Here is a 23582-nt window from a genome sequence, read left to right as displayed (position 1 = left end):
TCCCGCGTCACACCTTCCGGTAGGAGTACGCCTCCGACGCCGCCGCCACCACCGCGGCGAGGTCCGCGCCGGTGGACGCCGTGACCACCGCGGCCACCGCCCCCTCGACGAACGGGGCGTCCACCAGGCGGGTGTCCGGCGGGAGTTCGTCGCCCTCGGCGAGCAGCGCCTTGACGGTGAGGACCGCGCTGCCGAGGTCGGTGAGGACGGCGACCCCGGCGCCCCGGTCCACGCTCGCGGCGGCGGCCGCCACCAGTTCCGCGCTGGTGCCGAAGCCGCCGCCCTCGGTGCCGCCCGCCGCGGCCACGGGCACCCCCGCACCGCCGCCCGCGAGCCCCTTGGCCAGCTCGGCCACCGAGGCGGCCACCTCGGCGCTGTGCGAGACCAGCACTATCCCGACGGTCCGTGTGTCACTCACCGGCGGCCTCCACCAGGGCGGCGATCAGCAGCGCGGCCGAGGCGGCACCGGGATCCTGGTGCCCGACGCTGCGCTCCCCGAGGTAACTGGCCCGCCCCTTGCGGGCCTGGAGGGGCGTCGTGGCCTCCGCCCCGGCCCGTGCGGCGTCCCGCGCGGCGGCGAAGGACTCGCCGAGGGCGTCCACCGCCGGCACCAGCGCGTCGATCATGGTCTTGTCGCCCGGTGCGGCCCCGCCGAGCGTGCGCACCGCCTCCACGCCGGTGCGCAGCGCCTCGGCGAACTGCTCGTCGCTCACCTCGGCGGCGTCCCCGAGCGCCTTGCCGGTCCGCCGCAGCAGCGTCCCGTACAGCGGCCCCGAGGCCCCGCCGACCGTGGAGATCAACTGCCGCCCGGCCAGCGCCAGTACGGCTCCCGGCGTGCCGGGGCCCTCCTTCTCCAGCGTGGCCCGCACGGCGGTGAACCCGCGCTGGAGGTTGCTGCCGTGGTCGGCGTCGCCGATGGGCGAGTCGAGGTCGGTCAGCCGGTCCGCCTCCCGGTCGACCGACGCGGCGGTCGCCGTCATCCAGCGGCGGAAGAAGTCGGCGTCGAGCACTGGTTCTCCTTGCCTGGTAGGTACGTCCCGATCCCTTCCCCGTCCGTCGCCCACGTCACATGCCCCACCGCAGTGCCGGCGTGCTCACCGGCGCGTCCCACAGCCGCAGCAGCTCCTCGTCCGCCTCGCACAGCGTCACCGAGGCGCCCGCCATGTCCAGCGAGGTGACGTAGTTGCCGACCAGCACCCGGGCGACCGCGACGCCCCGCTCGGCCAGCACCCGCTGCACCTCGGCGTGGAAGCCGTACAGCTCCAGCAGCGGAGTCGCGCCCATGCCGTTGACCAGGAGCAGGACGGGATTGTTCGGCCGCAGGTCGGCGAGGATCGCGTCGACGGCGGCCTCGGCGATCTCCCCGGCGGTCATCATCGGCCGCCGCTCGCGGCCGGGCTCGCCGTGGATGCCGATGCCCAGTTCCAGCTCGCCGGCGGGCAGGTCGAAGGTCGGGCTGCCCTTGGCCGGCGTGGTGCAGGCGCCCAGCGCCACGCCGAAGCTGCGGGAACTGCCGTTGACCCTCCGGGCGACCGCCTCGACCCGCTCCAGCGGCTGCCCCTCCTCGGCCGCCGCGCCCGCGATCTTCTCCACGAACAAGGTGGCACCGGTGCCGCGCCGCCCGGCCGTGTAGAGGCTGTCGGAGACCGCCACGTCGTCGTCGACGAGCACCTTGGCGACCTGAATGCCCTCGTCCTCGGCGAGTTCGGCGGCCATGTCGAAGTTGAGCACGTCACCGGTGTAGTTCTTCACCACGAACAGCACCCCGGCACCGCTGTCCACGGCCGCCGCCGCGCGCACCATCTGGTCCGGCACCGGCGAGGTGAACACCTCCCCCGGACAGGCCGCCGACAGCATCCCCGGCCCCACGAACCCGCCGTGCAGCGGCTCGTGCCCCGACCCGCCACCGGAGACCAGCGCCACCTTCCCGGCCACGGGGGCGTCCCGCCGTACGATCACCCGGTTCTCGACGTCCACGGTCAGCCCGGGATGGGCGGCCGCCATCCCCCGCAGCGCGTCGGCGACCACGGTCTCCGGGACGTTGATGAGCATCCTCATTGGTATCTCCTGTGCGTGTTGTCAATGGTGCCGGTCCGTGACGGCCGGAAGCGGTCTCCGGCGGTACCGATGCCGACTTGAAGCCGGCTTAGGTGACGGACCGTCAGGTCTCCGGACTGGCAGGACGCGGGGTCGGCGGAACCCTTGCTATCGGCAGTATCGACCTTGCGCGACGCCTCCGACACCTCCGGTATGCCGGAGGCATCAAGAGGGTGCTCCGCTGATGCCGTCGAGCAGTTGCCCAGGACGCCGGTCGGCCCCGTCTGCCAGGGACCCGGCGCACCCTTCTCCACCCCGGGATAGAGACCGGATTCCTGCCGCCGGACGACGGACGGGCCGTCGGCGGGCGCGATGCTGAAGTCATGCCGGCAACGGGGCACGGGACGGAGAGGCCGTCCCGTCGCCGACGCTCCCTCGCTCGCCAACAGCCCGACCGGGCGGAAGGTGGTTCTCGATGCACGTCAACCTCACCGTGGTGATGGCCGCGGTTGTCGTGGTGGCCCTCGGTGCCACCGCCGCCGTCGTCGCCCGTGGCCGTTGGTCCATGCCCTGGTGGCTGATGCTGGCCGGCGCCCTGGCGGCCCATCCCTTCTCCTCCACCCTGCTGAACCGGGTGGAGGACGCCCCCGAAGGCTGGCTCCGCTGGGCATTCCAGGCCGCGTGCGTCATGCTCACGACCATCTTGCTCGCCCCCGTGTACCACTGGCTGCGCAAGCCGGACACCGACGGGGACGGGCGGGGCAGCGGCGGCCGTGCGACCGCCCGCCCGGCCGACGCGCCGCGTTCCTCGTCCTGAACCGTCCGGGGCGGGGAGCGGAGATGACCGCTGCACCGGACCGTACGGTGACGGGGGAGCGGGACGAGGGAAGACCGGACCGTCGTGCGCGCCGGCCGTCCCGGCTCCGGGCGCCGGCCGCATCCGCCACCGGCACGGGCCCCCGCCCCGTCCGCATACGGAGACACCTGCCGCACCTGGGGCGGGAACCGGCGCCGCGCGGGCCGTCTACGCTCGTACCCGGCATGGAAACACTACGGAACTGGCTGCTCCCGGCCGTCCTCGCGCTCCCCAACCTGGTGATCGTCGCCCTGCTGCCGCAGCCGGGCGGTGATCCGTCCGGAGCGCTGCTGCGCGCGGGCACGGTGACGGCCGTCGCGCTGCAACTGGTCGCGCTGGGACACCGTCGCCGCGCCCCGCTGGGAGCGCTGGCCGGGACGGTGGCCGGCACGGTGATCGGCAACACCGCGGGCCCCGAGTCCTTCGTCAACCTGTGCGCGTTCGTCGCGCTGTACTCCGTGGCGCTGCGCCGCGGCGGCCGGGTCACGGCGTACGCCGTCGGCGCCGCCGTCGCGGGTGCGTGGCTGCCGGGCGCCCTGCGCGGCGGCTCCGCGACGGCGCTGCTGGCCGACCTGGGCGTCACGGCCTCGCTGTACGTGGCGTGCGCGGGGCTGGGCGAGGCACGTCGGCAGTGGCTGGGCGGGCGGTGGGCGGCGGCCGGGCGGCTGGCGCGGGCCGAGGAGGAGCGGAGGCAGGCCGCCGACACCGAACGGCACCGCCTCGCCAGGGAACTGCACGACGTCAGCGCCCACCATCTGACCTCGGTGGTCGTCACCGTCGACGCGGCCCGCCGGCTGGGCGGCGCACGGCCCGAACTCATCACCGAAGCCCTGTCGTTCGCCGCGCGCACCGGCGAGGAGACGCTCACCGCGCTGCGCCGGCTGGCCGCCGTCCTGCGGGACACGCAGCCGCCCGGTCCGCAGCCGGTGAGCGGGCGCCTGCAGGAACTGATCGCCGGGTTCAGCCTGCTGGGCCGGCCCGTCGACGCCGACCTGCCCGGCGACCTCGCGGGCCCGGCGGCCGAGGCCGCCCACGGCATCGTCCGCGAGGCCCTGACCAATGCGCTGCGGTATGCCCCCGGCGCAGCCGTGCGGGTGAGGATCCGGCGTACCGGCGGCGCTCTGCACCTGACCGTGGACAACGACGCGCCACGCGCCGGGGGCGGCCGGGCCCCGGCGGCCGCCGGCCTGGGGTCGGGCAACGGCATCACGGGCATGCGGGAGCGGGCGGCGGCCGTCGGCGGCCGGCTGACCGCGGAGCCGGTGGCCGACGGCGGCTGGCGGGTGGCCGCCACGCTGCCGGACAGCACCGGACCGGTGCCGCCGGACCGGCCCGCCCGGCAACGGGACTTCCGGCGCGAACAACGCCTGGTGGACGCCTGCTTGATGTTCACCGCCGTGGTGGTTCCGCTGTATCTGGTGCTCACCGCCGTCGTGGAGGGGGCGCTGCCCGGCCACGCGTCCGGCACGGCGGTGTACGCGACGGTGCTCTCGGCGCACGCCCTGCCCCTGTTGTGGCGCCGCCGCGCGCCCTGGGCCGCACTGTGGGGAGTGGCCGGGACCGCCTGGCTGATGCCCGCCGCCTGCGCCGCCGACCTGCTGCCGGCGGACTGGGTGGGCCTGCTGCCGGGCGCCCTGGTGGCCGAGGCCCTGGCGGTGTACGCGGTCGCCGCCTACGGCCGCCGCGCCGCGCGCACGTGCGGCGCGGTCCTGGCCGCCACGGTGAATCTGGTCACCGCGATGACCGTGACGGCCGTCGTCGACGAGGTCCTGGCACTTCCCCACGAGGGGCCGGTGGCGGTCGGCTGGACCGCGTTCCTGCTGCTGTGCGCCGCCGGCCCGGTACTGCTCGCGCTGTGGGGCACCGGCCTCGGCGTACGCAGGCGCCGGCTGCGGGTGGTGGCGCGCGAGGAGAACGCCCTCACCCACTCCGTACGCCAGGCCGCCCTGGCAGTTGCCGCCGAACGCCGCCGGATCGCCGCCGAGCTGCACGAGACCGTACTGGAACGAACCACACGCATGGTGGTCCTGGCGGAAAACGGAGGCGGACTCGACGAGGTCGCCGCCGAGACCAGAGCGGCGCTCGCGGCGATGCGCGAGTTGCTGCGCAGCCTGCGCGGCGGCGCCGGGGACATCGAAGGGGAGGCGCAGCGCGCCCCGCAGCCGGTCGCGGCCGACCTCACCCACCTGTGCCGCACCCTGGGCGCGACGGGCCGCCGCGTGACGCTGCACGGCCTGCCCGCCGCCACCGAGGACCTGCCGGCGCCGGTGTCCCTGACGGTGTACCGCGTCGTGGAGGCGGCGCTCGGCGCGGGCGACCGCGGCCCGGGCCGGGTCACGCTGCGCCGCCGCCGCGGTCGGGTGCACATCACGGTCACCGGGGTCCCGCTGGCCGCCGCGGGCCCGGTGGCCGAGCGGCTGCGCGTCCAGGTGCGGGCGGGGGAGGGAGAGCTGGCCGTCGACCGGGCGGGTACGCTGCGGGTGTCCCTGCCCGCCGGGCCGTCCCTGGCCCCAGCCGAGGAGGCTGCGTCATCGCCGTAGGCGTGATGGTCGTCGACGACCAAGCGGTGGTGCGTGCCGGGTTCGCCGCCGTCATCGACGCCGAACCCGACCTGACCGTGGTCGGCGAGGCGGGTGACGGAGCGGCGGCCGTCGTGCTCGTCGAGCGGACCGCTCCCGACGTGGTGCTGATGGACATCCGGATGCCCGGCATGGACGGGCTGACCGCGACCCGGCTGATCACCGCGCTGCCGAACGCCCCGAAGGTCCTGGTCCTCACCACCTTCGACCTCGACGCCTACGTGTACGAGGCGCTGCGCGCCGGATCGTCGGGCTTCATGCTCAAGGACGCCCAGCCCGAGGACGTCCTCAGCGCCATCCGTGTGGTCGCCGCCGGCGAGGGCATCCTCGCCCCGGCCGTCACCCGCCGCCTCATCGGGCAGTTCGCCCGCGGAGCGCCGGTGCCACCCGAGATCTCCGGACAGCTCGCCGGCCTGACCCCCCGGGAGCACGAGGTACTGCTGCTGATCGCCTCCGGCCTGACCAACGCGGAGATCGGCGACCGGCTCGGCGTGACCACCGGCACGGTCAAGTCCCATGTCAACGCCCTGCTCACCAAACTCCGACTGCGCGACCGCGTGCAGGCGACGATCCTCGCCTACGAGACGGGCCTGATCCGCCCCCGCGGCACGGCCGACGACCAGTCCGCCGCGGCGTACTGAACCCTGCCGGCAGCCGGCCGGCCCGCACGCTCACCGACCACGCCCGCGCCCGGTTCGGCCGGCCATCGGTGACGATCGGCAGAAGCCCCCGGCAGTCACCGACGAACGGCCCGCGCACATGCCGACGTAGCTGCCCGGAGCCGGGGCAGCGTCTGCAACCAGCGATGGAGACGTCATTCCTGCTGGTGGCGGACGTGACGCAGGATCGGTGACGGAATGCTGGTGTACATGATCACACCGACTGCTCCACCTGCTCCCGCGCCATCCCTCCCGTACCACCGGCTGGCCCGCATCACCGGCCGCCACCGGTGGTGGCGGCCGGTGCCGGGCCTGCTGCTGGTGCTCGGCGGCTGGACACTCGCCGTCGGCTCCGTCGACACCGTGACCTACGCCGTCGGCAAGGCGTCGGGCCGGCCGGAACTGCCGGACGGTTCGATCGACTTCGGGCCGCTGCCCAACACCGTGCGGGACCTGTCGTTCATCGCCTTGATGCTGCCCCTGGTCCTGCTGGCGACGCGCTGGGTGGGGCGCCGCCCGGCCGGCACCGTGTCGTCGGTGGCCGGGCGGCTGCGCTGGGGCTGGCTGGCGCGCTGTCTGGCGGTCGCGGTGCCGCCGGTCGCGCTGCTGGCCGTGGCGTCGGTGCTGCTGCCCGGCGCGGACGCGGAGCCCTCGGCGCCGGCCGAGTGGGTGGGGCTGCCGGCGTTCCTCGCCTCGCTGGCCGTGCTGGCGGTGTCGGTGCCGTTCCAGGCGGCCGCGGAGGAGTACGTGTTCCGGGGCTGGCTGATGCAGACGGTGGGCGGTTTCCTGCGCTCGCCGTGGGTCGCGGTGCTGCCGCAGGCGGCGCTGTTCGCCGCCGCGCACGGCTGGGGCACCCCGTGGGGCTTCGTCGACCTGCTGGTGTTCGGGCTGGTGACGGGGTGGCTGACCATCCGTACCGGCGGGCTCGAGGCCGCGGTCGCCCTGCACGCGCTCAACAACCTGATGGGCTTCGGACTCTCCGCCGCGGTCGTCGGCGGACTGGCCTCGGACGAGACCGCCGCCGACCTGCCCTGGCAACTCGCCCTCGCCGACACGGTGATGGTCCTGCTCTACGCCGCCGCGGTGCTGTGGCTCGCGCGCCGCACCCCTCCGCAGCGCCTCGCTACTCCCGCGCCCGAGGCCCCGGTGTTCCCGGCCCACCCGTACGGCGCCCGCACCGTGCCGCGGAATCCGGCACCCGGCGCGCACCCCTGCCCCGCCGGGACGTACCCGCCGGCGTCGGCCGGACCGTACGGCGCCGCACCCGCTCCGGCACCGGACGACGGATCCACGCCACCGGCCGGGCACCTGGCCGCCCACCACCGGGACACCCGGCCCCCGTCGCGGTGACCCGTGGCGACCGGTCAGCGGTGCCCACGGCCGGCGACGTCGTCGACGCGGGCCGCCGCGGCTGCGCCCCGTGCGGCGTCGCGGCCGACGACGGTGACGTCCCAGCCGCCGCTTCCGTCATCGGCCGGTCGGAGCCCGGCCCGCCCGGCATGCCTCTCAGGCACCCTCGCGGTCTTTACCGCGGACCGCCGGGGCCGCGCAGCACGCGGCATCCACCGCTTCCCCGGTCGTCGCGCCGTGCTCGGCGGCCACCGTGCCCGAGACCTCCAGCGCGTGCCGGACGAAGTGGGCGACGGCCCGGGACACGCTGGGCTCGTGCCACGTGAGCCGCAGGGAACTGGGCGACAGGTCCCGTACCCGCAGCACCGCGACACCTCCGGTGCTGGCCTGCGGCGGCAGCATCGACCGGGGCACGAACGCGATCGCCTGCCCGAACGCGACCGCGGCCAGGATCTCCAGGGAGTCCCGCACCGCGGGCCCCTCCCGCCACGGCCGGTCCTCGAGATCGGCCCCGGCCCAGTAGGCGCGCTCCCGCTCACTGGCCACGGGCCCCATCACCACCGGCTCCCCGGCCAGATCGGCCAGGCTCACCTCGGTGCGGTCCGCGAGCGGGTGGCCCGCGGCGACGACGGCGACGCGGGGCTCCGTCAGCCATGTCTCGCTCTCCAGCTCCCAGGCGTCGAACGGTGCCCGGATCAGTGCCAGGTCGCACGCCCCCGAGCGGACCGCCGCGGGCTGGGCCACCGGGTCCGTGAGTACCAGTTCCACCTTCTGGCCGGGGGCGCGGGCCGCGCACTGCTCGACGAGCCGGCCCGCCAGCGCCCCGTCGCAGCCGCGTACCGCGAGCCGGAGCGGGCGGCCGGTGTCCCGGGCCGCCCGCCGGGCTTCGCGCAGGGCGTTCGCGGCCCGCGTGTCGAGGCCGGTGACCTCGGCGGCCAGCACTCGTCCCACGTCGGTCAGTTCGACGGAGCGCGGTGTGCGGACGAACAGGTCGGCGCCCACCGTGTGCTCCAATGACCTGATGGCGCGCGACAGGGCGGGCTGCGTCATCGCCAGCCGCTGCGCGGCCCGCGTGAAGTTGCGCTCCCGCGCGACGGCGAGGAAGTACCTGATCTGCCGGAGGTCCATGTCGCTCACTCCGGCAGCGTAACCATGCCCCGCGGGCCGGGCGGATGCTGTCCGGCCGAAGGGATCGGCGGTCAGCGCAGGGCGGCCTTGCCGGCGGTGCCGTAGCCGAGCGGGGTGAGCACCTGGATCTCGGGGGCGCCGGTGAGGAGTTCGCCGGCCCGGCCGAAGGCATCGGCGAGCCAGGGCGCCGCGTTGTGGTCGTCGAGGTGCTGCCGCGAGGCCCACTTCTCGATGACGACCAGGGTCAGCGGCTCGCCCGCGACCTCGTGGGCCGCGTACGTCAAGCAGCCCGGCTCCCGATGGGTGTGCTCCACCACCGAGGCGATGACCTCGCGGGCCTCGTCCGCCCGGTCGGCCCGAAGACGCAGCGTGCCGACCACGATCACAGGTTCCACTGGTTGTTCCCCTTGCTGTCCACGCCGGCCCGTCCGGCGCGTCACCAGCGAACCACCCGGCCCCGCCGGTGCGGAAGTTCCGGTCGGGCATGGCCGCCCATGCCCGGCGGGCATGGGCGGGGGACGAGGAGCCGCGACGCCCGCGCCGTCCACACCGGCGACGGCCCCGGCGAGTTGACAGCCTACGGATGAAAGTGGTTGATTACTTCCATGAGTACCGCGAGGACAAGGCAGCGCTCCACGGCCGACGAGCGCCGGGCCACCGTGATGAGTACGGCGATCAAGACCTTCGCCGTGCGGGGCTACTACGGCACCTCGACCATGGACGTCGCCAAGGCCGCGGGGATCTCGCAGGGTTATCTCTACCGGCTCTTCCCGGACAAGGAGAGCCTGTTCGCCGCTCTGATCGAGCATTGCTCCCAGGTGCTGCGCGAAGCCGCCGCCGCCACCGTCGCCAAGGTCCGCAGCACGGACCCGGAGGCCATCCTGGAGGCCCTCAGCTCCTCGTACGGCGATGTCGTCGCCGACCGGGACGTGCTGATGATCCTGATGCACGGCAACTGCGCGGCCGGCGAGCCGGTCATCGGCGAGGCGGTGCGCACCTGCTACGCCAAGCAGGTCGAGTACGTCCGGGCCGTCTCCGGCGCCTCCGACGAACAGTTGCGCCGCTACTTCGCCGGCGCCCTGCTCGGCAACGTGGTGCTGGCCGTCGGGGCCGACGCGGTGGACGCCCCCTGGGCGCGCACCCTGCGCGGCTGACCCCTCGACCCCTTCCCACCCCTCTCGATCACTCGGGGCCGCTTCGGCGGCCTTCTTTTCGACCCAACAAGTAAGCGGTTAACCGCATACATAATCGCTGCACATACCGTTAGGACCTGTCATGACCAAGCGTCGGGGAACCGGGCTGCTGCTCGCCCTCCTGGCCTTCGCGCAGTTCATCAGCGCCATCGACTACAACATCGTCTACGTGGCACTGCCGGAGATCGGCCGCGATGTCGGCTTCGACGCCCACAGCCTGCAGTGGGTCGTCAGCGCCTACGCCGTCGCCTACGGCGGTTTCCTGTTGCTGGGCGGCCGGATGGCCGACCTGCTGGGCCGGCGCCGCATGTTCACCACGGCGCTGGTCCTGTACGGACTCGCTTCCCTGGCGGGCGGCCTCGCCACCGGACCGGGTGTGCTCGTCGCCGCCCGTGCCGTCCAGGGCCTCGGTGGCGCGCTGCTGCTGCCGGCCACCCTCTCGCTGATCAACACCAGCTTCGCGGAGGGCGCGGAGCGCAACCGGGCGCTGGCCGTGTGGGGCGGTGCCGGCGCCGTCGGGCTCGCCCTGGGGTCGCTCCTCGGCGGCGTGCTCACCAACTACCTCGGCTGGGAGTCCGTCTTCTACGTCAACGTGCCTCTGGCGCTGGGCGCCGCCGCTGTCGCGTACCAGGCCATCGGCCCGGACCCGTCCCGCGCCCAGGGCCGCAGCTTCGACGTGACCGGCGCGCTGTCCGCGACCGTCGGCTTCACCGCCCTGGTCTTCGGCGTCGTCCAGGGTCCGGAGGCGGGCTGGACCTCCGCCCAGGTGCTGTCCGCCCTCATCGGGGGGCTCGCCCTGGTCGGTCTCTTCCTGACCGTGGAGGCCCGCACCGCGCACCCGCTCATGCCGCTGCGGCTGCTGCGCAACCGCAACCTGGTGGCCGCGATGGGCGTCACCTTCGTCTTCATGGGCACCTTCGGAGCGCAGTACTACTTCTTCACCCTGTACCTGCAGAACGTGCACCACTACAGCGCCATGGCCACCGGCCTGGCCTTCCTGCCCTCCGCGCTGACCGGCATGGCCGGCACCAAGGCCAGCGAGAAGCTCCTCGGACGGGTCGGCACGCGCACCACCCTGACCGCCGGACTCCTGCTCGGCGCCGCCGGCATGGCCGTGCTCGCGCTGGCGCTGTCGCCCACCGGCGGCTACCCCGCGCTGCTGCCCGGCGTGATCCTGCTGAGCCTGGGCCAGGGCCTGGGCTGGACCGCCATGTTCGCCGCCGCCGGCACCGGCGTGGACGCCGCCCACCAGGGCATCGCCTCCGCCATGGCCTCCACCACCCAGCAGATCGGCAGCGCCGTCGGTCTGGCCGTCCTGATCGCCGTCGCCTCCCACGGCACCCACGCCACCGACGGTGCCGCCCTGGTGCCCGGCCTGCGCACGGCCGGGTTCACGGCGGCGGCCCTGACCCTGCTCGGCGTGGCCATCGCCCTCACCCTGCGACGCGGCAGCGCCTCCCGGACCGCCGCCGGCGGTGAGGGGGACGCCGAGACCGCGACCCCGGCTCTGTCCGCCTGACCCGGGACCGGCCGCGCCATGGTCAGGGCCGGGCGGCGCGGCCTCCGGCTTCTGCCGCATGCCGGACGGGCCACGGATGCGCACATCGCACCCGAGGCCCTTTCGGCGTGGGCGCCGGCGGCCGGGGCGCGGTGCCGACGAGGGGCACGTGAGGACCTCGCGGGCGTCCGGACGGCATGTCCCTGGCCGAGTCCGCCGCATGTTCGTGCGGGGTCCGGCCCGGTCGGCCGGGTGCGGCGCGCACCGGTCTCATGCCGGCAGGCGGGAGAGGACCGCGTCCAGGCCGAAGGCGAAGCGGTCGTCGAACGCCTCCGGACGCAAGTGCCCACGGGCCCGGTGCAGGGCCGGGTGCGCGGCGGGGTCCACGGCCCGGGCGAGGCGGTCGTCGCGCTGCTCGGGTGCGGCCTGTTCCTCCTGCACCAGGCCGAGGGCGAAGTAGGTGATCGTCCATGCCGTCCAGGCCGCCTGCTTCTCGTCCGCTCCGGCTCCGAGGAGCGCGTCGACGAGGCGGTCGGCGAAGCGCAGGGTGTGCGGCTCGGCCGCATACGTGCCCGTGACGAGGGCGGCACCGTCGCGGTGCGCGAGCAGCGCTCGCCGGTACCGGCCGGCCAGCTCCCGGACCCGCTCCCGCGGTGAGGCGGGCAGGCCGGTGTAGTCGATGGTGCCGAGGACGGCGTCGGCCATCAGTTCCAGCATCCGGGCCTTGGTCTTCACATGCCACAGCACGGTGTTCATCCGTACCCCGAGACGGTCGGCCACCGCCCGGGTGGACACCCCGGCCAGTCCCTTGTCCCGCAGCACCTGGAGCGCGGCGTCGATCACGACCGCCCGGGTGAGCTGGCCCGCGGAGTCTTCGTCGGCTTGCTTCTTGGTCACTGACCTAGTTTACTGCACCGTGTCACTTGGTCACCGACCAAGACTGCTGTGAGGAGAAGCGTCATGAACCACCAGGTCGTCGTCGCCGGTGCGGGCCCCGTCGGGCTGTGGCTGGCCGCGGAGCTGCGCCGCTGCGGCATCACCGTCGCGGTCGTCGAGAGGCGTACCGGGCGCGATCCCCGTTCCCGCGCCCTGACCGTGCACCCCCGCACCATCGAGACGTTCGCGTCCCGCGGCGTGCACGGGCCCTTCGTGGGGGAGGGCATGCCACTCCCCGGCGGCCACTTCGGCGTACTGGAGTCCCGGCTGGACTTCCGCCGCCTGCCCAGCCCGTTCCCCTACACCCTCGCCCTGCCCCAGGAACGCACCGAGGCGCTGCTGGAGCAGCAGGCCCTCGACTCGGGTGCGGACATCCTGCGCGGCCAGGAGGTCACCGGCCTCACCGACGGCCCCGACCACATCGACGTGCACGTCACCGGCCCGCGCGGCGACTCCACTCTGCGGGCGGCGTACCTGGTCGGCTGCGACGGCGCCCGCAGCACCGTGCGCCAAGCGGCCGGCATCGACTACCCCGGCACCCCCTCCACCGTGCTCGGCTGGCTCGGCGACGTCGTCCTGGACGAGCCTCCGGCCGCCGGCTACAGCTACTTCGGCCCGGCCGGCACCCTCATGGCCGTCCCCATGCCCGGCGGCCTGCACCGCCTGGTCGGCATCACCCCCCGCGACCTCACCACCACCTGGCCCGGCGACCTCACCCTCGACGAACTGCGCGAGAACGTCATCGCCATGGCCGGCACCGACTTCGGCCTGCGCGACCCCGTCTGGCTCTCCCGCTACGGCAACGCCACCCGGCTCGCCGCCCGGTACCGGCGCGGCCGTGTCCTCCTCGCCGGCGACGCCGCCCACCAGCACTTCCCCGCCGGCGGCGTCGGGATGAACGTCGGCATCCAGGACGCCGCCAACCTCGCCTGGAAGCTCGCCGCCACCCTCAACGGCTGGGCTCCCGACACCCTCCTGGACACCTACCACGCCGAACGCCACCCGGTCGGCGCCAACCTCACCGCGACCAGCCGCGCGCAGGTCGCCCTCATGACGGCCTTCACTCCCGAGGGGCTCGACCTGCGTCACCTGCTCGCCGGGCTCATCACCACGCTGCCCGACCTCAACGACCACCTGGCCGCCCAGGTCAGCTCCCTCGCCGTCGCCTACCCGCCCGCCGCACCCGACGCCCACCCGCTGACCGGCACCCGTGCACCCGACCTGGCCGTCGGCCACACCGGCCTGTTCGCCCTGCTGCGCGCCGACAGCTACCTGCTGCTCGACCTCACCGGCGACCCGGCCCGCCCCCTGGGCACCTGGTCCCGGCCAGGGCTGCGCGTGCACGCCGGCACCCTCCGCACGCCCCCGGCCGACTGGTCCGGCATACGCGCCGTGCTGATCCGCCCCGACGGCCACGTCGCCTGGGCCGGCACCCACGGCGACGACACCGCCCTCAGGGCCGACCTCGCCCGCGCCCTCGCCACCACCCACCGGCCGTGAGGCGGCCGTTCCCGCTCTCGTCCACGAAGCCAGTGGTGGCGACCTCGACACGGCGAAGGCCACGCCCGCCGAAACCGAACACATCCCCCCGACGCGTCGCCGCTCTTCCCAACACACTCGGACATCTCCTACCGTTACCGCACACCGATGACGCGTCGATGTCATCGGACCCCTTGCGAGTCGGAGGAACGACGACGATGCGTGACTCTCACACCCGCACCATCCGCCGCAGAGTGGCCGCCGCGCTCACCGCGGGCCTGCTGTGCGCGGCGGGCCTCGCGACACCGGCCCTGGCGGCCCCCGGCACCGCCCCCGCCGACGACACCCCGGCCCTGGCCGACGGTCTGGCCCTCACCCCGCCGATGGGGTTCAACAACTGGAACTCCACCCACTGCCGCGCCGAGTTCGACGAGGCGATGGTCAAGGGCATCGCGGACCTCTTCGTGGCGAAGGGCCTGAAGGACGCGGGCTACCAGTACGTCAACCTGGACGACTGCTGGGCCCTGCCGGAGCGCGACGCCGACGGCAAGCTGGTGCCCGACCCCGCGCGCTTCCCCCACGGCATCGAGGCGGTGGCCGACTACGTCCACGCCAAGGGGCTGAAGTTCGGCATCTACACCAGCGCCGGCACCAAGACCTGCAACAGCGCGGGCTTCCCCGGTGCCCTGGGCCACGAGTACAGCGACGCCCGGCAGTTCGCCGACTGGGGCGTGGACTACCTGAAGTACGACAACTGCAACAACCAGGGCGTGGACGCCCGGCAGCGCTACGAGACGATGCGCGACGCGCTGAAGGCGACCGGGCGGCCCATCGTCTACAGCATCTGCGAATGGGGCCAGAACCGGCCCTGGGAGTGGGCCGCGGACGTCGGTCACCTGTGGCGGACCACCGGTGACATCAGCGACAACTGGGGCTCCATGCTCCAGATCCTCAAGAGCAACCTCCCGCTCGCCCCGTACGCGGGACCCGGCCACTGGAACGACCCCGACATGCTGGAGGTCGGCAACGGCGGCATGACGGACACCGAGTACCGCTCGCACTTCTCGATGTGGTCGATCATGGCCGCCCCGCTGCTGATCGGCGCCGACCTGCGCACCGCCTCCCAGGAGACCTTCGACATCCTGGGCAACAAAGAGGTCATCGCCGTCGACCAGGACCCGCTCGGCAAGCAGGGCGAGGTCGTCTCCTCCGGCGGCGGACGCTGGGTCGTCGGCAAGGAGATGGCGGACGGCAGCCGGGCGGTGGCCCTCTTCAACGAGTCCGGCAACGCCCAGCGCATCGCCACCACCGCGAGCGCCGTCGGCCTGCCGGACGCCGCCGGCTACACAGTGCGCGACCTGTGGCAGCACCGCACCACCCACACCGCCGGCACCATCGCCGCCACCGTCCCGGCCCACGGCACCGTCCTGCTGCGCGTCGCCGCCGACCGCCGCTGGGCCGCGTACCCGCCGGCCGTCGAACTCGGCGTGGACGGCGACCCGTTCCTCCAGGCGGCCACCCCCGTCACGCTGACCGGCACCGTCACCGACCTCGGCCGCACCGCCGCGCGCCGGGTGTCCGTGTCGCTGACCGGCCCCGAGGGCTGGACCGTCCGGCCCGTCTCGGCGACCACGGCCCCCGCCCTCGCCCCCGGCAGGTCGCTGAGCGCGAAGTGGCGGGTCACCGCACCGGCCGGAACACCGACCGGCACGTACGGCCTGACCCTGCGGGCGAGTTACCGCTCGCCGTCCGGGACGCCGGTCACCGGCACGGTCCCGCTGACCGTGACCGTCGTCGTACCGCCGCCCTCGGGCACGTCGTACCTCAGCGACCGGCCGTGGCTGTCGGCCACCAACGGCTGGGGGCCGGTGGAACGGGACACCAGCAACGGTGAGCAGGCGGCCGGCGACGGCAACCCGATCACCGTCGGCGGCACCGCCTACGCCAAGGGCCTCGGCGTCCACGCGCCCAGCGACCTCTCCTTCTACACCGGCGAGAGCTGCGAGCGGATCACCGCCGAGGTCGGCGTGGACGACGAGAAGGGCACCGCGGGTACCGTCGCCTTCGAGATCTGGGCGGACGGCACCAGGGCCGCCGCCACCGGCGTTCTCACCAACGCGATGCCCGCCCAGACCCTGACCGCCGACATCACCGGGGCCCAGGTGGTCCGGCTCGTGGTCACCGACGGCGGCGACGGCGTCGACTCCGACCACGCCGACTGGGCCGACGCGCGCCTCACCTGCTGACGCCCCGCGAAAACGCCGATACCTCCCCCAGGGGAAAGGCTGATCCCGCCACAGGGGAAAAGCGGACAAGCGGCCACGCCATGAATTCGCTCGCATTCCCCGGGCGCCGGGCAGGACATATTCCGGAATGGAAAGGGGGGAATTCCACGAGCCGTCCGTGCGCCGATCTCACCTCGCCATGGCGTCCAGCGAGCCGAGGAGGGCGAGCGCGTCGGCGGACGGGGAGTCCGGCTCCGCCTGGAGGACGACGAGCTGCTGCCCCGGGGCGCTGCGGATGGCCAGCGCCTCGTGGCGCAGCTCCATGTCACCGACGCGTGAGTGGTGCACGCGCTCGACCTCGTAGGGCGGCACCCGCGGGTACTCCCGGGCCCACAGCGAGCGGAAGCCGGCGCTGCGCACGGCCAGTTCGCCCACCAGCTCCAGGACGCGCGGGTCGTCGGGGGTCCGCGCGGCGGTGGCCCGCAGGTCGGCCACGGCGCGCTGCCGGGCCCGTTCGGGGCCGCGGTAGAAGGACCCCGCCGCCGGGTCGAGGAACAGCATCCGCAGCACGTTGTCCCGCTGGGCGAAGTCGGAGTAGAGCGCCTCGGCGAGGTCGTTGGCCACCAGGATGTCCTGCGCGTGGCCGACGATGAACGCGGGCGTCCGGGTCCACCCCTCGATGAGCCGGCACAAGTGCGCCCCGGGGCGCTCGACGCGGACGGGGGCCCGCATCCGGCGGGCGGTGGGCCGGGCCAGGCGGAACAGCTCCCGCCGGTCGGCGTCGTCCAGTCGCAGCACCCGCGCCACCGCGTCGAGCACCCGGTGCGAGGGGTGGCACTCGCGGCCCTGCTCCAGCCGTACGTAGTAGCCGGCGCTGACACCGGCCAGCGCGGCGACCTCGTCCCGCCGCAGCCCCGGTACCCGCCGGCGTCCGCCGCCGGACAGGCCCACGTCCGCGGGGGCCAGGCGTTCCCGCCGGGAGCGCAGGAACCCGCCCAGTCCCTCCGCCGGGTCGGGGCGCTCGTCGATGTCCATGCCGTCGAGGCTAGAACATAGCGTCCGGGAAAGGACCCCCGGAAGGTGGGTGCGTCACACCCAGGATGAGCGGTCCCCGGTCGAGGAATTCCGGGGGAAAGGACGCTCGGGAAATCTCCCCCGTCTGGTCTAATCTTGACGCATGAGCGATGCGACGCCCTTGGGGGAATTCCTCAGAGCCCGCCGCGAGGCCCTCAAGCCGCGCGATGTCGGCCTTCCGGAGCACGGCCGGCGCCGGGTCCCGGGACTGCGCAGAGAGGAAGTCGCGCTGCTGGCCGGGGTCAGCTCCGACTACTACATCAGGCTGGAGCAGGGCCGGGAGAACAGCCCCTCCCCGCAGGTCCTCGACGCGGTGGCGCAGGCCCTGAGGCTCGACGCGGAGGCCACCGGCCACCTCCACCGGCTCCGCCTCGCCGCCCACCGGCGCCCCGGTGCCGCGGAGCACGGTGAAGTGAGCGGCCAGTTGCTCCGGTTGATGGAGTCGTGGGAGCACACGCCCGCCTTCGTCCTCGGCCCCGCCCTCGACGTCCTCGCCGGCAACGCGCTCGCCACCGCCCTGCACGACGGCTTCGAGGCGTTCGACAACCTGGCCCGGATGGTCTTCGCCGACCCGGCGGGCCGGGACTTCTACCAGGAGTGGGACCGGACCGCGCACTCCTGCGTCGCCGAGCTGAGGGCGGCGTACGGGCACGATCCCGGCTCGGCCCGCATCGCCGAGGTGGTGGCGGAACTGTCCGCCGCGAGCGAGGAGTTCGCCGCCCTCTGGAGCCTGCACGAGGTCGAGGTCAAGTCCCAGGACGGCAAGCACCTCAGGCACCCCCGGGTGGGCGACCTGCACATCGCGTTCGCCGCGTTCACCGTCAACGGCGCCCCGCACCAGCAGCTCATCGTCTACCAGGCCGAACCCGCCGGCGCCACGGCCGCCGCCCTCGCATCCCTCCGTACGACGGCCCCGGCGCCGGAGCGGCACCTCACGACCGGCGCCTGACGACCGCAGAGCCCACCGACCGCAGAGCCCACCGACCGGCGTTTCCCGGCCACCGTCGCGTCCAGGACCCGGCCGTCCCCGCCGCCCCGGCCCTCCCGTACCACCAGGGCCGGGGCGGCGCCACCCCGCCCGCCGCCCCGATCCCGGCGCCACCGGCCCCGCCGGACCCCGCCCGCGCCCGCCGCACCCGGCGCACCCGGCGACCGGCCACCGGGGCCGCCCCGCGGGCGGATCGCCGCGCCGGTTGACCCAGCAGAGGGAACCCCGCCACCCATGGGCGTCCGGGATGGCCCGAACCCGCCCTGCGCGGACAGACTGCGAAGAAAGGCCGTGCCTGTCGCCCGTAACGGGGTACCCCCGTCCCGCGTGCGGCTTTCCCCCCTCGTCGTCAGGAGGCACCCCCATGACCTTCAACCCGCTGGAGCAGCGGGGCATCCCGCTCGACCGCCAGGTGCGCAGTTGGCGTGAGCTGAACGTGGAGCCCATCGACCCGGACCGGTGCGACCCGTACACCCGGTGCCGGATCATCACCATGAACGGGATCGAGGTGGAGGCGATCCTCTTCAGCCACCAGCTCGCCCGGCACTGTCCCGACCCCGAGATCAAGCGGCAGTTGGCCCGCACCCGGTACATCGAGGCCCAGCAGCAGAAGGTCGTGAACTGGCTGCTGCCCGGCGTCTCCTCGGTGCTGGAGACCACCATCGCCTACGAGCAGGTCGCGGTGGACCTGACGGCCTGGGTGGCCCGGATGGAGCCGGACCCGTACCTGAAGCAGGCGTACCAGTTCGGCGTGCTGGAGGACTTCGACCACCTGTACCGGTACGCCAACCTGTACGAGATGATCGAGCACCGCAAGGCGGAGTCGATCGTCGACAACCTCACCGAGGTCATGCCCGGCCGGCCCACCCGGTTCCACCACCGCGACCCGGTCGACAACGTCCGCGACCCGTACGACAAGAACACCACGAACCCGCTGTCCAAGCTGCACGCGCTGACGATCATGTCGACCGAGCAGCAGACCATGAACTTCTACATGAACACCGGCCCCACCTACATGGAGCCGATCGCCCGCCAGTTGTACCAGGAGATCGGGCTGATCGAGGAGGAGCACGTCACCCACTACGAGTCCCTGGTGGACCCGGGGGAGACCTGGTGGGAGCAGCTCGTCAACCACGAGTACAACGAGTGCTACCTGTACTACTCCTTCATGGAGCAGGAGAGCGACCCCAAGGTCAAGGCGATCTGGGAGCTGCACCTGAACATGGAGCTGGAGCACCTGCACGTCGCCTGCGACCTGATGCGCCGCCACGACGGCCGCGACCCCCAGCAGGTCCTGGCGCCCGAGCTGCCCAACGTGCTCACCTTCGAGCCGAACAAGCAGTACCTGCGCGAACTCCTCGACACCCAGATGGACCTGACCACGCTCGGCGCGGGCTACGTCCGGGAGGCGCACGAGCGGTTCGAGCGGATGCAGGAGCAGATCCACGGCGGCGAGGCCCCGCCGAGCGACCGGGTGATGGCCGAGCACAACGAGATGTTCGGCCGGGAGTACCGGGTGCAGTCCGAGGGCGCGCACCCCGACCCCGCGATGCGCGAGAAGTGAGGGGGACGCCATGACCGGGACGTACACCCCGCACGCCGGGGACGACCACGCCAAGGACGACGACGTGGTCTCCCTGCTCATGCGGCAGCACGGCGACATCCGCAACCTCTTCGACGAGGTCGAGGCCGCCTCGGGCGAGGAGCGCCGGGACGCCTTCCGCCGCCTGGTGCGGCTGCTGGCCGTGCACGAGACCGCCGAGGAGGAGGTCGTCCACCCCTTCGCCCGGCGGGGCCTGCCGGGCGGCGAGGCGGTCGTCGAGGACCGGCTCGCCGAGGAACGCGCGGCGAAGGAGACCCTCGCCGCGCTGGACGAGATGGACACCGACGACCCGGCGTTCCTGCCCCGGCTCGTGGCGCTGCGCAGCGATGTGCAGCGGCACGCCCGGGCCGAGGAACGCTACGAGTTCACCCACATCCGGCGCAGCGCCGACACCGCCAACCTGGCCGCGATGGCCCGTGCGCTGAAGGCCGCCGAGGCGATGGCGCCCACCCGCCCGCACCCGGGCGTGGAGTCCGGCGCCAAGAACATGGCCCTCGGTCCGGTCGCCGTCCTCATGGACAGCACCAAGGACGCCGTCCGCAAGGCCATGGGAGACCGCTGAGCCCCCCTTGTCCCACGGCACCCGCCGCCCGGCCCGCCCCGGCCCGGCGGCGGGTGCCGTTTCGTCTCCCCGTGCCGGGAAACCCGCCGCGGGACGGTGACGGACCTGTGCCGAAGCGGAGGACAGCCCATGAAGAAGGTGTGGTGGACGATTCCGGTCGCCGCCGCCTCGGTCGCGGCGGTGCGCAAGGCGCGGTCGGGCCGGACGGCCGACGACCGGGCGGGAGACCGGTGGCTCACGGTGACGGTCAACCGGCCGCTCGCCGAGGTCTCGCCGGACGACCTGCCCGAGCCCCTCGCCGCGTTCCCCGGCAAGATCGAGGTACGGGTCCGCCCGGCCCCGGGCGACCGCGGCACCGAACTGGCCGTCCGGCCGGTCCAGGTGCCCACGGCCGGGCAGACCTCGCTGCCGGCCCGGCTCGCGGGCGAGGACCCGCGGCAGGAGCTGCGGCTGGCGCTGCGCCGGGCCAAGGCCCTGCTGGAGGCCGGGGAGGTCCTGCTGCCCGACGCCCCGCCGACCACCCGCCCGACCCCGGGCGGCAAGCTGGTCGAGATGGTCACCCGCCGAGCCGGAGGGGAGGGGGTGCTGTGAAGGCGCTGTGCTGGGAAGGCGTGAACAAGCTGTCCGTGGAGAACGTCCCGGACCCCGAGCTGCGCAACGACCAGGACATGATCGTACGGCTGATCGCGGGCACCACCTGCGGCTCCGATCTGCACCTGATCGGCGGCTACATCCCCGCGATGCGGGCCGGTGACGTGATCGGGCACGAGTTCCTCGGCGAGGTCGTGGAGACCGGGCCCGGGGTGCGCCGGCACAAGGTGGGGGACCGGGTCGTCGTCTGCTCGTTCATCGGCTGCGGACGCTGCTGGTACTGCGCCAACGACCTGTGGTCCCTGTGCGACAACAGCAACACCAACCCCGGCATCGGACAGGCGCTGTTCGGCTACGAGACCGCCGGGATCTTCGGCTACTCGCACGCCATGGGCGGCCTGCGCGGCAGCCACGCCGAGTACGTCCGGGTGCCGTTCGCCGACTACGGCGCCTTCCAGGTCCCCGAGGGCATCGACGACACCAGCGCCCTGTTCGTCTCCGACTCGGTGCCCACCGGCTGGATGGGCGCCGACCTCGCCGGTGTCCGGCCGGGTGACGTCGTCGCGGTCTGGGGCTGCGGCGCGGTCGGCCAGATGGCCGCCAGGGCCGCGATCCTCAAGGGCGCGGAACGGGTCATCGCCATCGACCGTATCCCCGAACGGCTGGCGATGACCGAGCGGTACGTGGGTGCCGAGACCCTCGACTACACCCGCACGGACATCGCCGCCGAACTGCGCGAACGCACCGGCGGGCGGGGACCGGACGTGTGCATCGAGGCCGTCGGCATGGAGGCGCACAGCGACGGGCCCGCGTACCTGTACGACCAGGCCAAGCAGCAGCTCCGGTTGCAGACCGACCGTCCCACCGCGGTGCGCCAGGCCATCCACGCCTGCCGCAAGGCGGGCACGGTGTTCGTCCTCGGCGTGTTCGCGGGCGCCGTCGACAAGTTCCCGCTGGGCGCCGTCGTCAACAAGGGGCTGACCGTGCGCGGCGCCCAGATGCACGGCCAGCGCTACATCCCGACCCTGCTGGAGAAGCTGGCCGCCGGTGAGCTGAAGACGGCCCACCTGGCGACCCACACCCTCTCGCTGGACGAGGCGCCCACGGCGTACGAGATGTTCAAGGAGAAGACGGACGGCTGCGTCCGCGCCGTCATCCGTCCCTGAGCGCGGGGTCCTTCCGGCCGGGCAGCACCAGCAGGACGATCAGTGTGCCGACGGCCATGACGATGCCGCCGATCAGGCTGGTCCGGGCGACGCCGTGGGCGAAGGACTCGTGCACGGCGTCGACCAGCGCCCGGGCCTGGGCGGGCCCGGCGGACGGGTCCCGGGCGACCTGTTCGGCGACCGCGAGGCCGCCGCCCACCGACTCCTCGGCCGCGTCCAGCGCGCCGCCCGGCAGCCTGCCGCCGGCCAGGCTGCCCAGCCTGTCGGCGTAGGCGGTGCCGAGCAGCGAGCCCAGGACGGCGATGCCGAGCGAGCCGCCCAGCTCCAGCGAGGTGTCGTTGGCGCCGCCGCCGACGCCGAGCTGGGACTCGGGGAACGAGCCCATGATGGTGTCGGTGGCCGGGGAGACGCTGAGCCCGATGGCGAAGCCGAGCAGCAGCAGCGACGGCAGGAAGTCGCCGTAGTCCGCGCCCTTGTCCACCAGGGCGAGCAGCAGCACGGCGACGGTGCCGACGGCCATGCCGGTGCCGACGGTGATCCGTACCCCCGCCTTCGGCGCGAGCCGCCCGGTGACCGCGGCGCCGGCGAACACCGCGCCGGCCAGCGGCAGCAGCCGGACGCCGGTCTCCAGGGCGCCGTAGCCGAGCACGAACTGCAGGTACTGGGTGGCGTAGTAGATGGAGCCGAAGGCGCCGAAGAAGAAGAACAGCACCGCGATCATCGAGCCGCTGAACGGGCGCCGGGCGAACCGGCGGACGTCCAGCATCGGCTGCGGGTGCCGCAGCTCCCAGAGGGTGAAGGCGACCAGTCCGGCGCCCGCGACGACGGCCGCGGTGACCGGGCCGGTGCCCCAGCCGAAGTGCGGGCCCTCGATGACGGCGTAGACCAGGCAGCCGACGGAGACGATCGACAGCAGACCGCCGGCGTAGTCGATCCGGCCCATGTCCGCGGCCCGGGACGGCGGCACCAGGGTCAGCGCGCCGATGACGGCGACGACCGCGATCGGCACGTTGATCAGGAAGGTGGATCCCCAGGAGTGGTCCTCCAGGAGCCAGCCGGCGACCAGCGGGCCGACGGCTATGGCGAGCCCGGAGGTGGCGGTCCAGGCGGTGATCGCCCGGGCCCGCTCGGCCCGGGGGAAGGTGGCGACCAGCAGCGAGAGCGTGGCCGGCATGACCACGGCGGCGCCGACGCCCATCACCGCGCGGGCGGCGACGACCAGTTCGGTGCGGTCCACCAGGCTGCCGGCGACCGATCCGGCGGCGAAGACGAGCAGCCCGGCCACCAGGGCGCCCCGGCGGCTGTACTTGTCGCCGATCGCGCCGAGCACCAGCATCAGCGCGGCGTAGGGGACGGTGTAGCCGTCGATGACCCACTGCAGGTCGCTGCTGCTCAGGTCCAGGTCCCGGGTCATGTCCGGGGCGGCGACGATCAGGGACGTGTTGGCCATGACGACGATCAGCAGGCTGAGGCACAGCACGCCCAGCGCCCACCAGCGCCGCGCGGACGGCGCGGCCTGCCGGTCGACGGGGGTGCCGGTGAGAAGCGGCATCGCGGGGGCTCCTAGGAAGACAGTTACTTGCCCATCGATGTGCAGGCTAGTTTGTTGCCCAGGAGTGTGCAAATAAGGGTGGGGGCCCGCGCCACGCGCGGGCCCC

General features: G+C 73.8%; 21 protein-coding genes. 13 read left to right on the top strand and 8 right to left on the bottom strand.

The genetic code is table 11. From position 1 onward, the window contains the following. Window positions 1-7: 7 nt before the first annotated feature. Genes IE316_RS27330 through dhaK form a run of 3 tightly spaced genes read right to left on the bottom strand, consistent with a single transcriptional unit; the run spans window position 8 to window position 2058 of the window. Window positions 8-418: a PTS-dependent dihydroxyacetone kinase phosphotransferase subunit DhaM gene (locus IE316_RS27330; RefSeq protein ID WP_190207164.1), complete on the bottom strand. Its 411-nt coding sequence runs from the start codon at window positions 416-418 to the stop codon at window positions 8-10. Beyond that, window positions 411-1010: a dihydroxyacetone kinase subunit DhaL gene (gene dhaL / locus IE316_RS27325; RefSeq protein WP_190207163.1), complete on the bottom strand. Its 600-nt coding sequence runs from the start codon at window positions 1008-1010 to the stop codon at window positions 411-413. Before dhaL ends, IE316_RS27330 begins: the two co-directional genes overlap by 8 nt. 55 nt (window positions 1011-1065) lie before the next feature. After that, complete coding sequence (dhaK, locus tag IE316_RS27320; protein WP_190207162.1) at window positions 1066-2058, bottom strand: dihydroxyacetone kinase subunit DhaK; 993 nt, start codon at window positions 2056-2058, stop codon at window positions 1066-1068. Between the two features lie 454 nt (window positions 2059-2512). On the opposite strand from dhaK, the gene IE316_RS27315 reads away from it, so the two are divergent. The 4 genes from IE316_RS27315 to IE316_RS27300 all read left to right on the top strand — a co-directional run bounded on the left by IE316_RS27315 (window position 2513) and on the right by IE316_RS27300 (window position 7481). Next, on the top strand, window positions 2513-2854 hold the full coding sequence (locus IE316_RS27315) for a hypothetical protein (RefSeq protein ID WP_190207161.1): 342 nt from the start codon (window positions 2513-2515) through the stop codon (window positions 2852-2854). 224 nt (window positions 2855-3078) lie between these two features. Continuing rightward, window positions 3079-5433, top strand: coding sequence for a histidine kinase (locus IE316_RS27310; RefSeq protein ID WP_190207160.1), 2355 nt, complete (start codon window positions 3079-3081; stop codon window positions 5431-5433). Window positions 5434-5438: 5 nt separating this feature from the next. Further along, the gene (locus IE316_RS27305; RefSeq protein ID WP_373311316.1) at window positions 5439-6113 is read left to right on the top strand and encodes a response regulator; all 675 of its coding nucleotides are present in this window, start codon (window positions 5439-5441) and stop codon (window positions 6111-6113) included. A gap of 228 nt (window positions 6114-6341) precedes the next feature. Continuing rightward, on the top strand, window positions 6342-7481 hold the full coding sequence (locus IE316_RS27300; RefSeq protein WP_190207159.1) for a CPBP family intramembrane glutamic endopeptidase: 1140 nt from the start codon (window positions 6342-6344) through the stop codon (window positions 7479-7481). Window positions 7482-7637: 156 nt separating this feature from the next. On the opposite strand, the gene IE316_RS27295 is transcribed toward IE316_RS27300, so the two are convergent. Further along, window positions 7638-8609: a LysR family transcriptional regulator gene (locus IE316_RS27295; protein WP_229910578.1), complete on the bottom strand. Its 972-nt coding sequence runs from the start codon at window positions 8607-8609 to the stop codon at window positions 7638-7640. Between the two features lie 71 nt (window positions 8610-8680). Beyond that, entirely contained in the window at window positions 8681-9004 is a 324-nt protein-coding gene (locus IE316_RS27290) for a putative quinol monooxygenase (RefSeq protein WP_190207157.1), read from the bottom strand. Window positions 9005-9214: 210 nt separating this feature from the next. Between IE316_RS27290 and IE316_RS27285 the strand changes: the two genes are divergently transcribed. Then, window positions 9215-9763, top strand: a complete 549-nt coding sequence (locus IE316_RS27285) for a TetR/AcrR family transcriptional regulator (RefSeq protein WP_190207156.1) — start codon at window positions 9215-9217, stop codon at window positions 9761-9763. Window positions 9764-9884: 121 nt separating this feature from the next. Continuing rightward, the gene (locus IE316_RS27280) at window positions 9885-11321 is read left to right on the top strand and encodes an MFS transporter (protein WP_190207155.1); all 1437 of its coding nucleotides are present in this window, start codon (window positions 9885-9887) and stop codon (window positions 11319-11321) included. A gap of 249 nt (window positions 11322-11570) precedes the next feature. Here IE316_RS27280 and IE316_RS27275 read toward each other — a convergent pair whose 3' ends face one another. Further along, window positions 11571-12197, bottom strand: coding sequence for a TetR/AcrR family transcriptional regulator C-terminal domain-containing protein (locus IE316_RS27275; RefSeq protein WP_190207154.1), 627 nt, complete (start codon window positions 12195-12197; stop codon window positions 11571-11573). A gap of 63 nt (window positions 12198-12260) precedes the next feature. Here IE316_RS27275 and IE316_RS27270 point away from each other — a divergent pair, with 63 nt between their 5' ends. Together IE316_RS27270 and IE316_RS27265 are read left to right on the top strand one after the other, a co-directional pair. Further along, window positions 12261-13736 carry an FAD-dependent monooxygenase gene (locus tag IE316_RS27270; RefSeq protein WP_190207153.1) on the top strand — a complete coding sequence of 492 codons (1476 nt, stop codon included), beginning with the start codon at window positions 12261-12263 and terminating at the stop codon, window positions 13734-13736. Window positions 13737-13933: 197 nt separating this feature from the next. Further along, window positions 13934-15961: an NPCBM/NEW2 domain-containing protein gene (locus tag IE316_RS27265; protein WP_190207152.1), complete on the top strand. Its 2028-nt coding sequence runs from the start codon at window positions 13934-13936 to the stop codon at window positions 15959-15961. A gap of 168 nt (window positions 15962-16129) precedes the next feature. Here the strand turns inward: IE316_RS27265 and IE316_RS27260 are convergent, their stop codons facing one another. Beyond that, window positions 16130-16975, bottom strand: a complete 846-nt coding sequence (locus IE316_RS27260) for a helix-turn-helix transcriptional regulator (protein WP_190207151.1) — start codon at window positions 16973-16975, stop codon at window positions 16130-16132. A 142-nt stretch (window positions 16976-17117) separates the two neighbouring features. On the opposite strand from IE316_RS27260, the gene IE316_RS27255 reads away from it, so the two are divergent. From IE316_RS27255 to IE316_RS27235, 5 genes are all read left to right on the top strand, one after another. Continuing rightward, window positions 17118-17963, top strand: a complete 846-nt coding sequence (locus IE316_RS27255) for a helix-turn-helix domain-containing protein (RefSeq protein WP_190207150.1) — start codon at window positions 17118-17120, stop codon at window positions 17961-17963. Window positions 17964-18366: 403 nt separating this feature from the next. Beyond that, complete coding sequence (locus tag IE316_RS27250; RefSeq protein WP_190207149.1) at window positions 18367-19566, top strand: hypothetical protein; 1200 nt, start codon at window positions 18367-18369, stop codon at window positions 19564-19566. Between the two features lie 10 nt (window positions 19567-19576). Continuing rightward, window positions 19577-20167, top strand: coding sequence for a hemerythrin domain-containing protein (locus tag IE316_RS27245; RefSeq protein WP_190207148.1), 591 nt, complete (start codon window positions 19577-19579; stop codon window positions 20165-20167). A gap of 129 nt (window positions 20168-20296) precedes the next feature. After that, window positions 20297-20758, top strand: coding sequence for an SRPBCC family protein (locus IE316_RS27240; RefSeq protein WP_190207147.1), 462 nt, complete (start codon window positions 20297-20299; stop codon window positions 20756-20758). Continuing rightward, the gene (locus tag IE316_RS27235) at window positions 20755-21924 is read left to right on the top strand and encodes a zinc-dependent alcohol dehydrogenase (protein ID WP_190207146.1); all 1170 of its coding nucleotides are present in this window, start codon (window positions 20755-20757) and stop codon (window positions 21922-21924) included. The genes IE316_RS27240 and IE316_RS27235 overlap by 4 nt, the downstream gene beginning before the upstream one ends. Here the strand turns inward: IE316_RS27235 and IE316_RS27230 are convergent. After that, entirely contained in the window at window positions 21911-23476 is a 1566-nt protein-coding gene (locus IE316_RS27230) for an MFS transporter (protein ID WP_190207145.1), read from the bottom strand. The genes IE316_RS27235 and IE316_RS27230 overlap by 14 nt on opposite strands. Window positions 23477-23582: the final 106 nt, after the last annotated feature.

The sequence above is a fragment of the Streptomyces fumanus genome (genome assembly GCF_014655295.1).
Classification (GTDB): domain Bacteria; phylum Actinomycetota; class Actinomycetes; order Streptomycetales; family Streptomycetaceae; genus Streptomyces; species Streptomyces fumanus.
The sequence above is the reverse complement of the archived record's forward strand: the minus strand, read 5'-3'. Positions and strand labels throughout refer to the sequence as shown.

What these genes read in the sequence shown, in the direction of transcription:
- IE316_RS27255 (WP_190207150.1), top strand. Translation starts at nt 17,118, where the DNA reads ATGAGCGATGCGACGCCCTTGGGGGAATTCCTCAGAGCCCGCCGCGAG.
- IE316_RS27245 (WP_190207148.1), top strand. Translation starts at nt 19,577, where the DNA reads ATGACCGGGACGTACACCCCGCACGCCGGGGACGACCACGCCAAGGAC.
- IE316_RS27230 (WP_190207145.1), bottom strand. Translation starts at nt 23,476, where the DNA reads ATGCCGCTTCTCACCGGCACCCCCGTCGACCGGCAGGCCGCGCCGTCC.
- IE316_RS27265 (WP_190207152.1), top strand. Translation starts at nt 13,934, where the DNA reads ATGCGTGACTCTCACACCCGCACCATCCGCCGCAGAGTGGCCGCCGCG.
- IE316_RS27260 (WP_190207151.1), bottom strand. Translation starts at nt 16,975, where the DNA reads ATGGACATCGACGAGCGCCCCGACCCGGCGGAGGGACTGGGCGGGTTC.
- dhaK (WP_190207162.1), bottom strand. Translation starts at nt 2,058, where the DNA reads ATGAGGATGCTCATCAACGTCCCGGAGACCGTGGTCGCCGACGCGCTG.
- IE316_RS27250 (WP_190207149.1), top strand. Translation starts at nt 18,367, where the DNA reads ATGACCTTCAACCCGCTGGAGCAGCGGGGCATCCCGCTCGACCGCCAG.
- IE316_RS27270 (WP_190207153.1), top strand. Translation starts at nt 12,261, where the DNA reads ATGAACCACCAGGTCGTCGTCGCCGGTGCGGGCCCCGTCGGGCTGTGG.
- IE316_RS27315 (WP_190207161.1), top strand. Translation starts at nt 2,513, where the DNA reads ATGCACGTCAACCTCACCGTGGTGATGGCCGCGGTTGTCGTGGTGGCC.
- IE316_RS27285 (WP_190207156.1), top strand. Translation starts at nt 9,215, where the DNA reads ATGAGTACCGCGAGGACAAGGCAGCGCTCCACGGCCGACGAGCGCCGG.
- IE316_RS27240 (WP_190207147.1), top strand. Translation starts at nt 20,297, where the DNA reads ATGAAGAAGGTGTGGTGGACGATTCCGGTCGCCGCCGCCTCGGTCGCG.
- IE316_RS27310 (WP_190207160.1), top strand. Translation starts at nt 3,079, where the DNA reads ATGGAAACACTACGGAACTGGCTGCTCCCGGCCGTCCTCGCGCTCCCC.
- IE316_RS27300 (WP_190207159.1), top strand. Translation starts at nt 6,342, where the DNA reads ATGATCACACCGACTGCTCCACCTGCTCCCGCGCCATCCCTCCCGTAC.
- IE316_RS27295 (WP_229910578.1), bottom strand. Translation starts at nt 8,609, where the DNA reads ATGGACCTCCGGCAGATCAGGTACTTCCTCGCCGTCGCGCGGGAGCGC.
- IE316_RS27280 (WP_190207155.1), top strand. Translation starts at nt 9,885, where the DNA reads ATGACCAAGCGTCGGGGAACCGGGCTGCTGCTCGCCCTCCTGGCCTTC.
- IE316_RS27305 (WP_373311316.1), top strand. Translation starts at nt 5,439, where the DNA reads ATGGTCGTCGACGACCAAGCGGTGGTGCGTGCCGGGTTCGCCGCCGTC.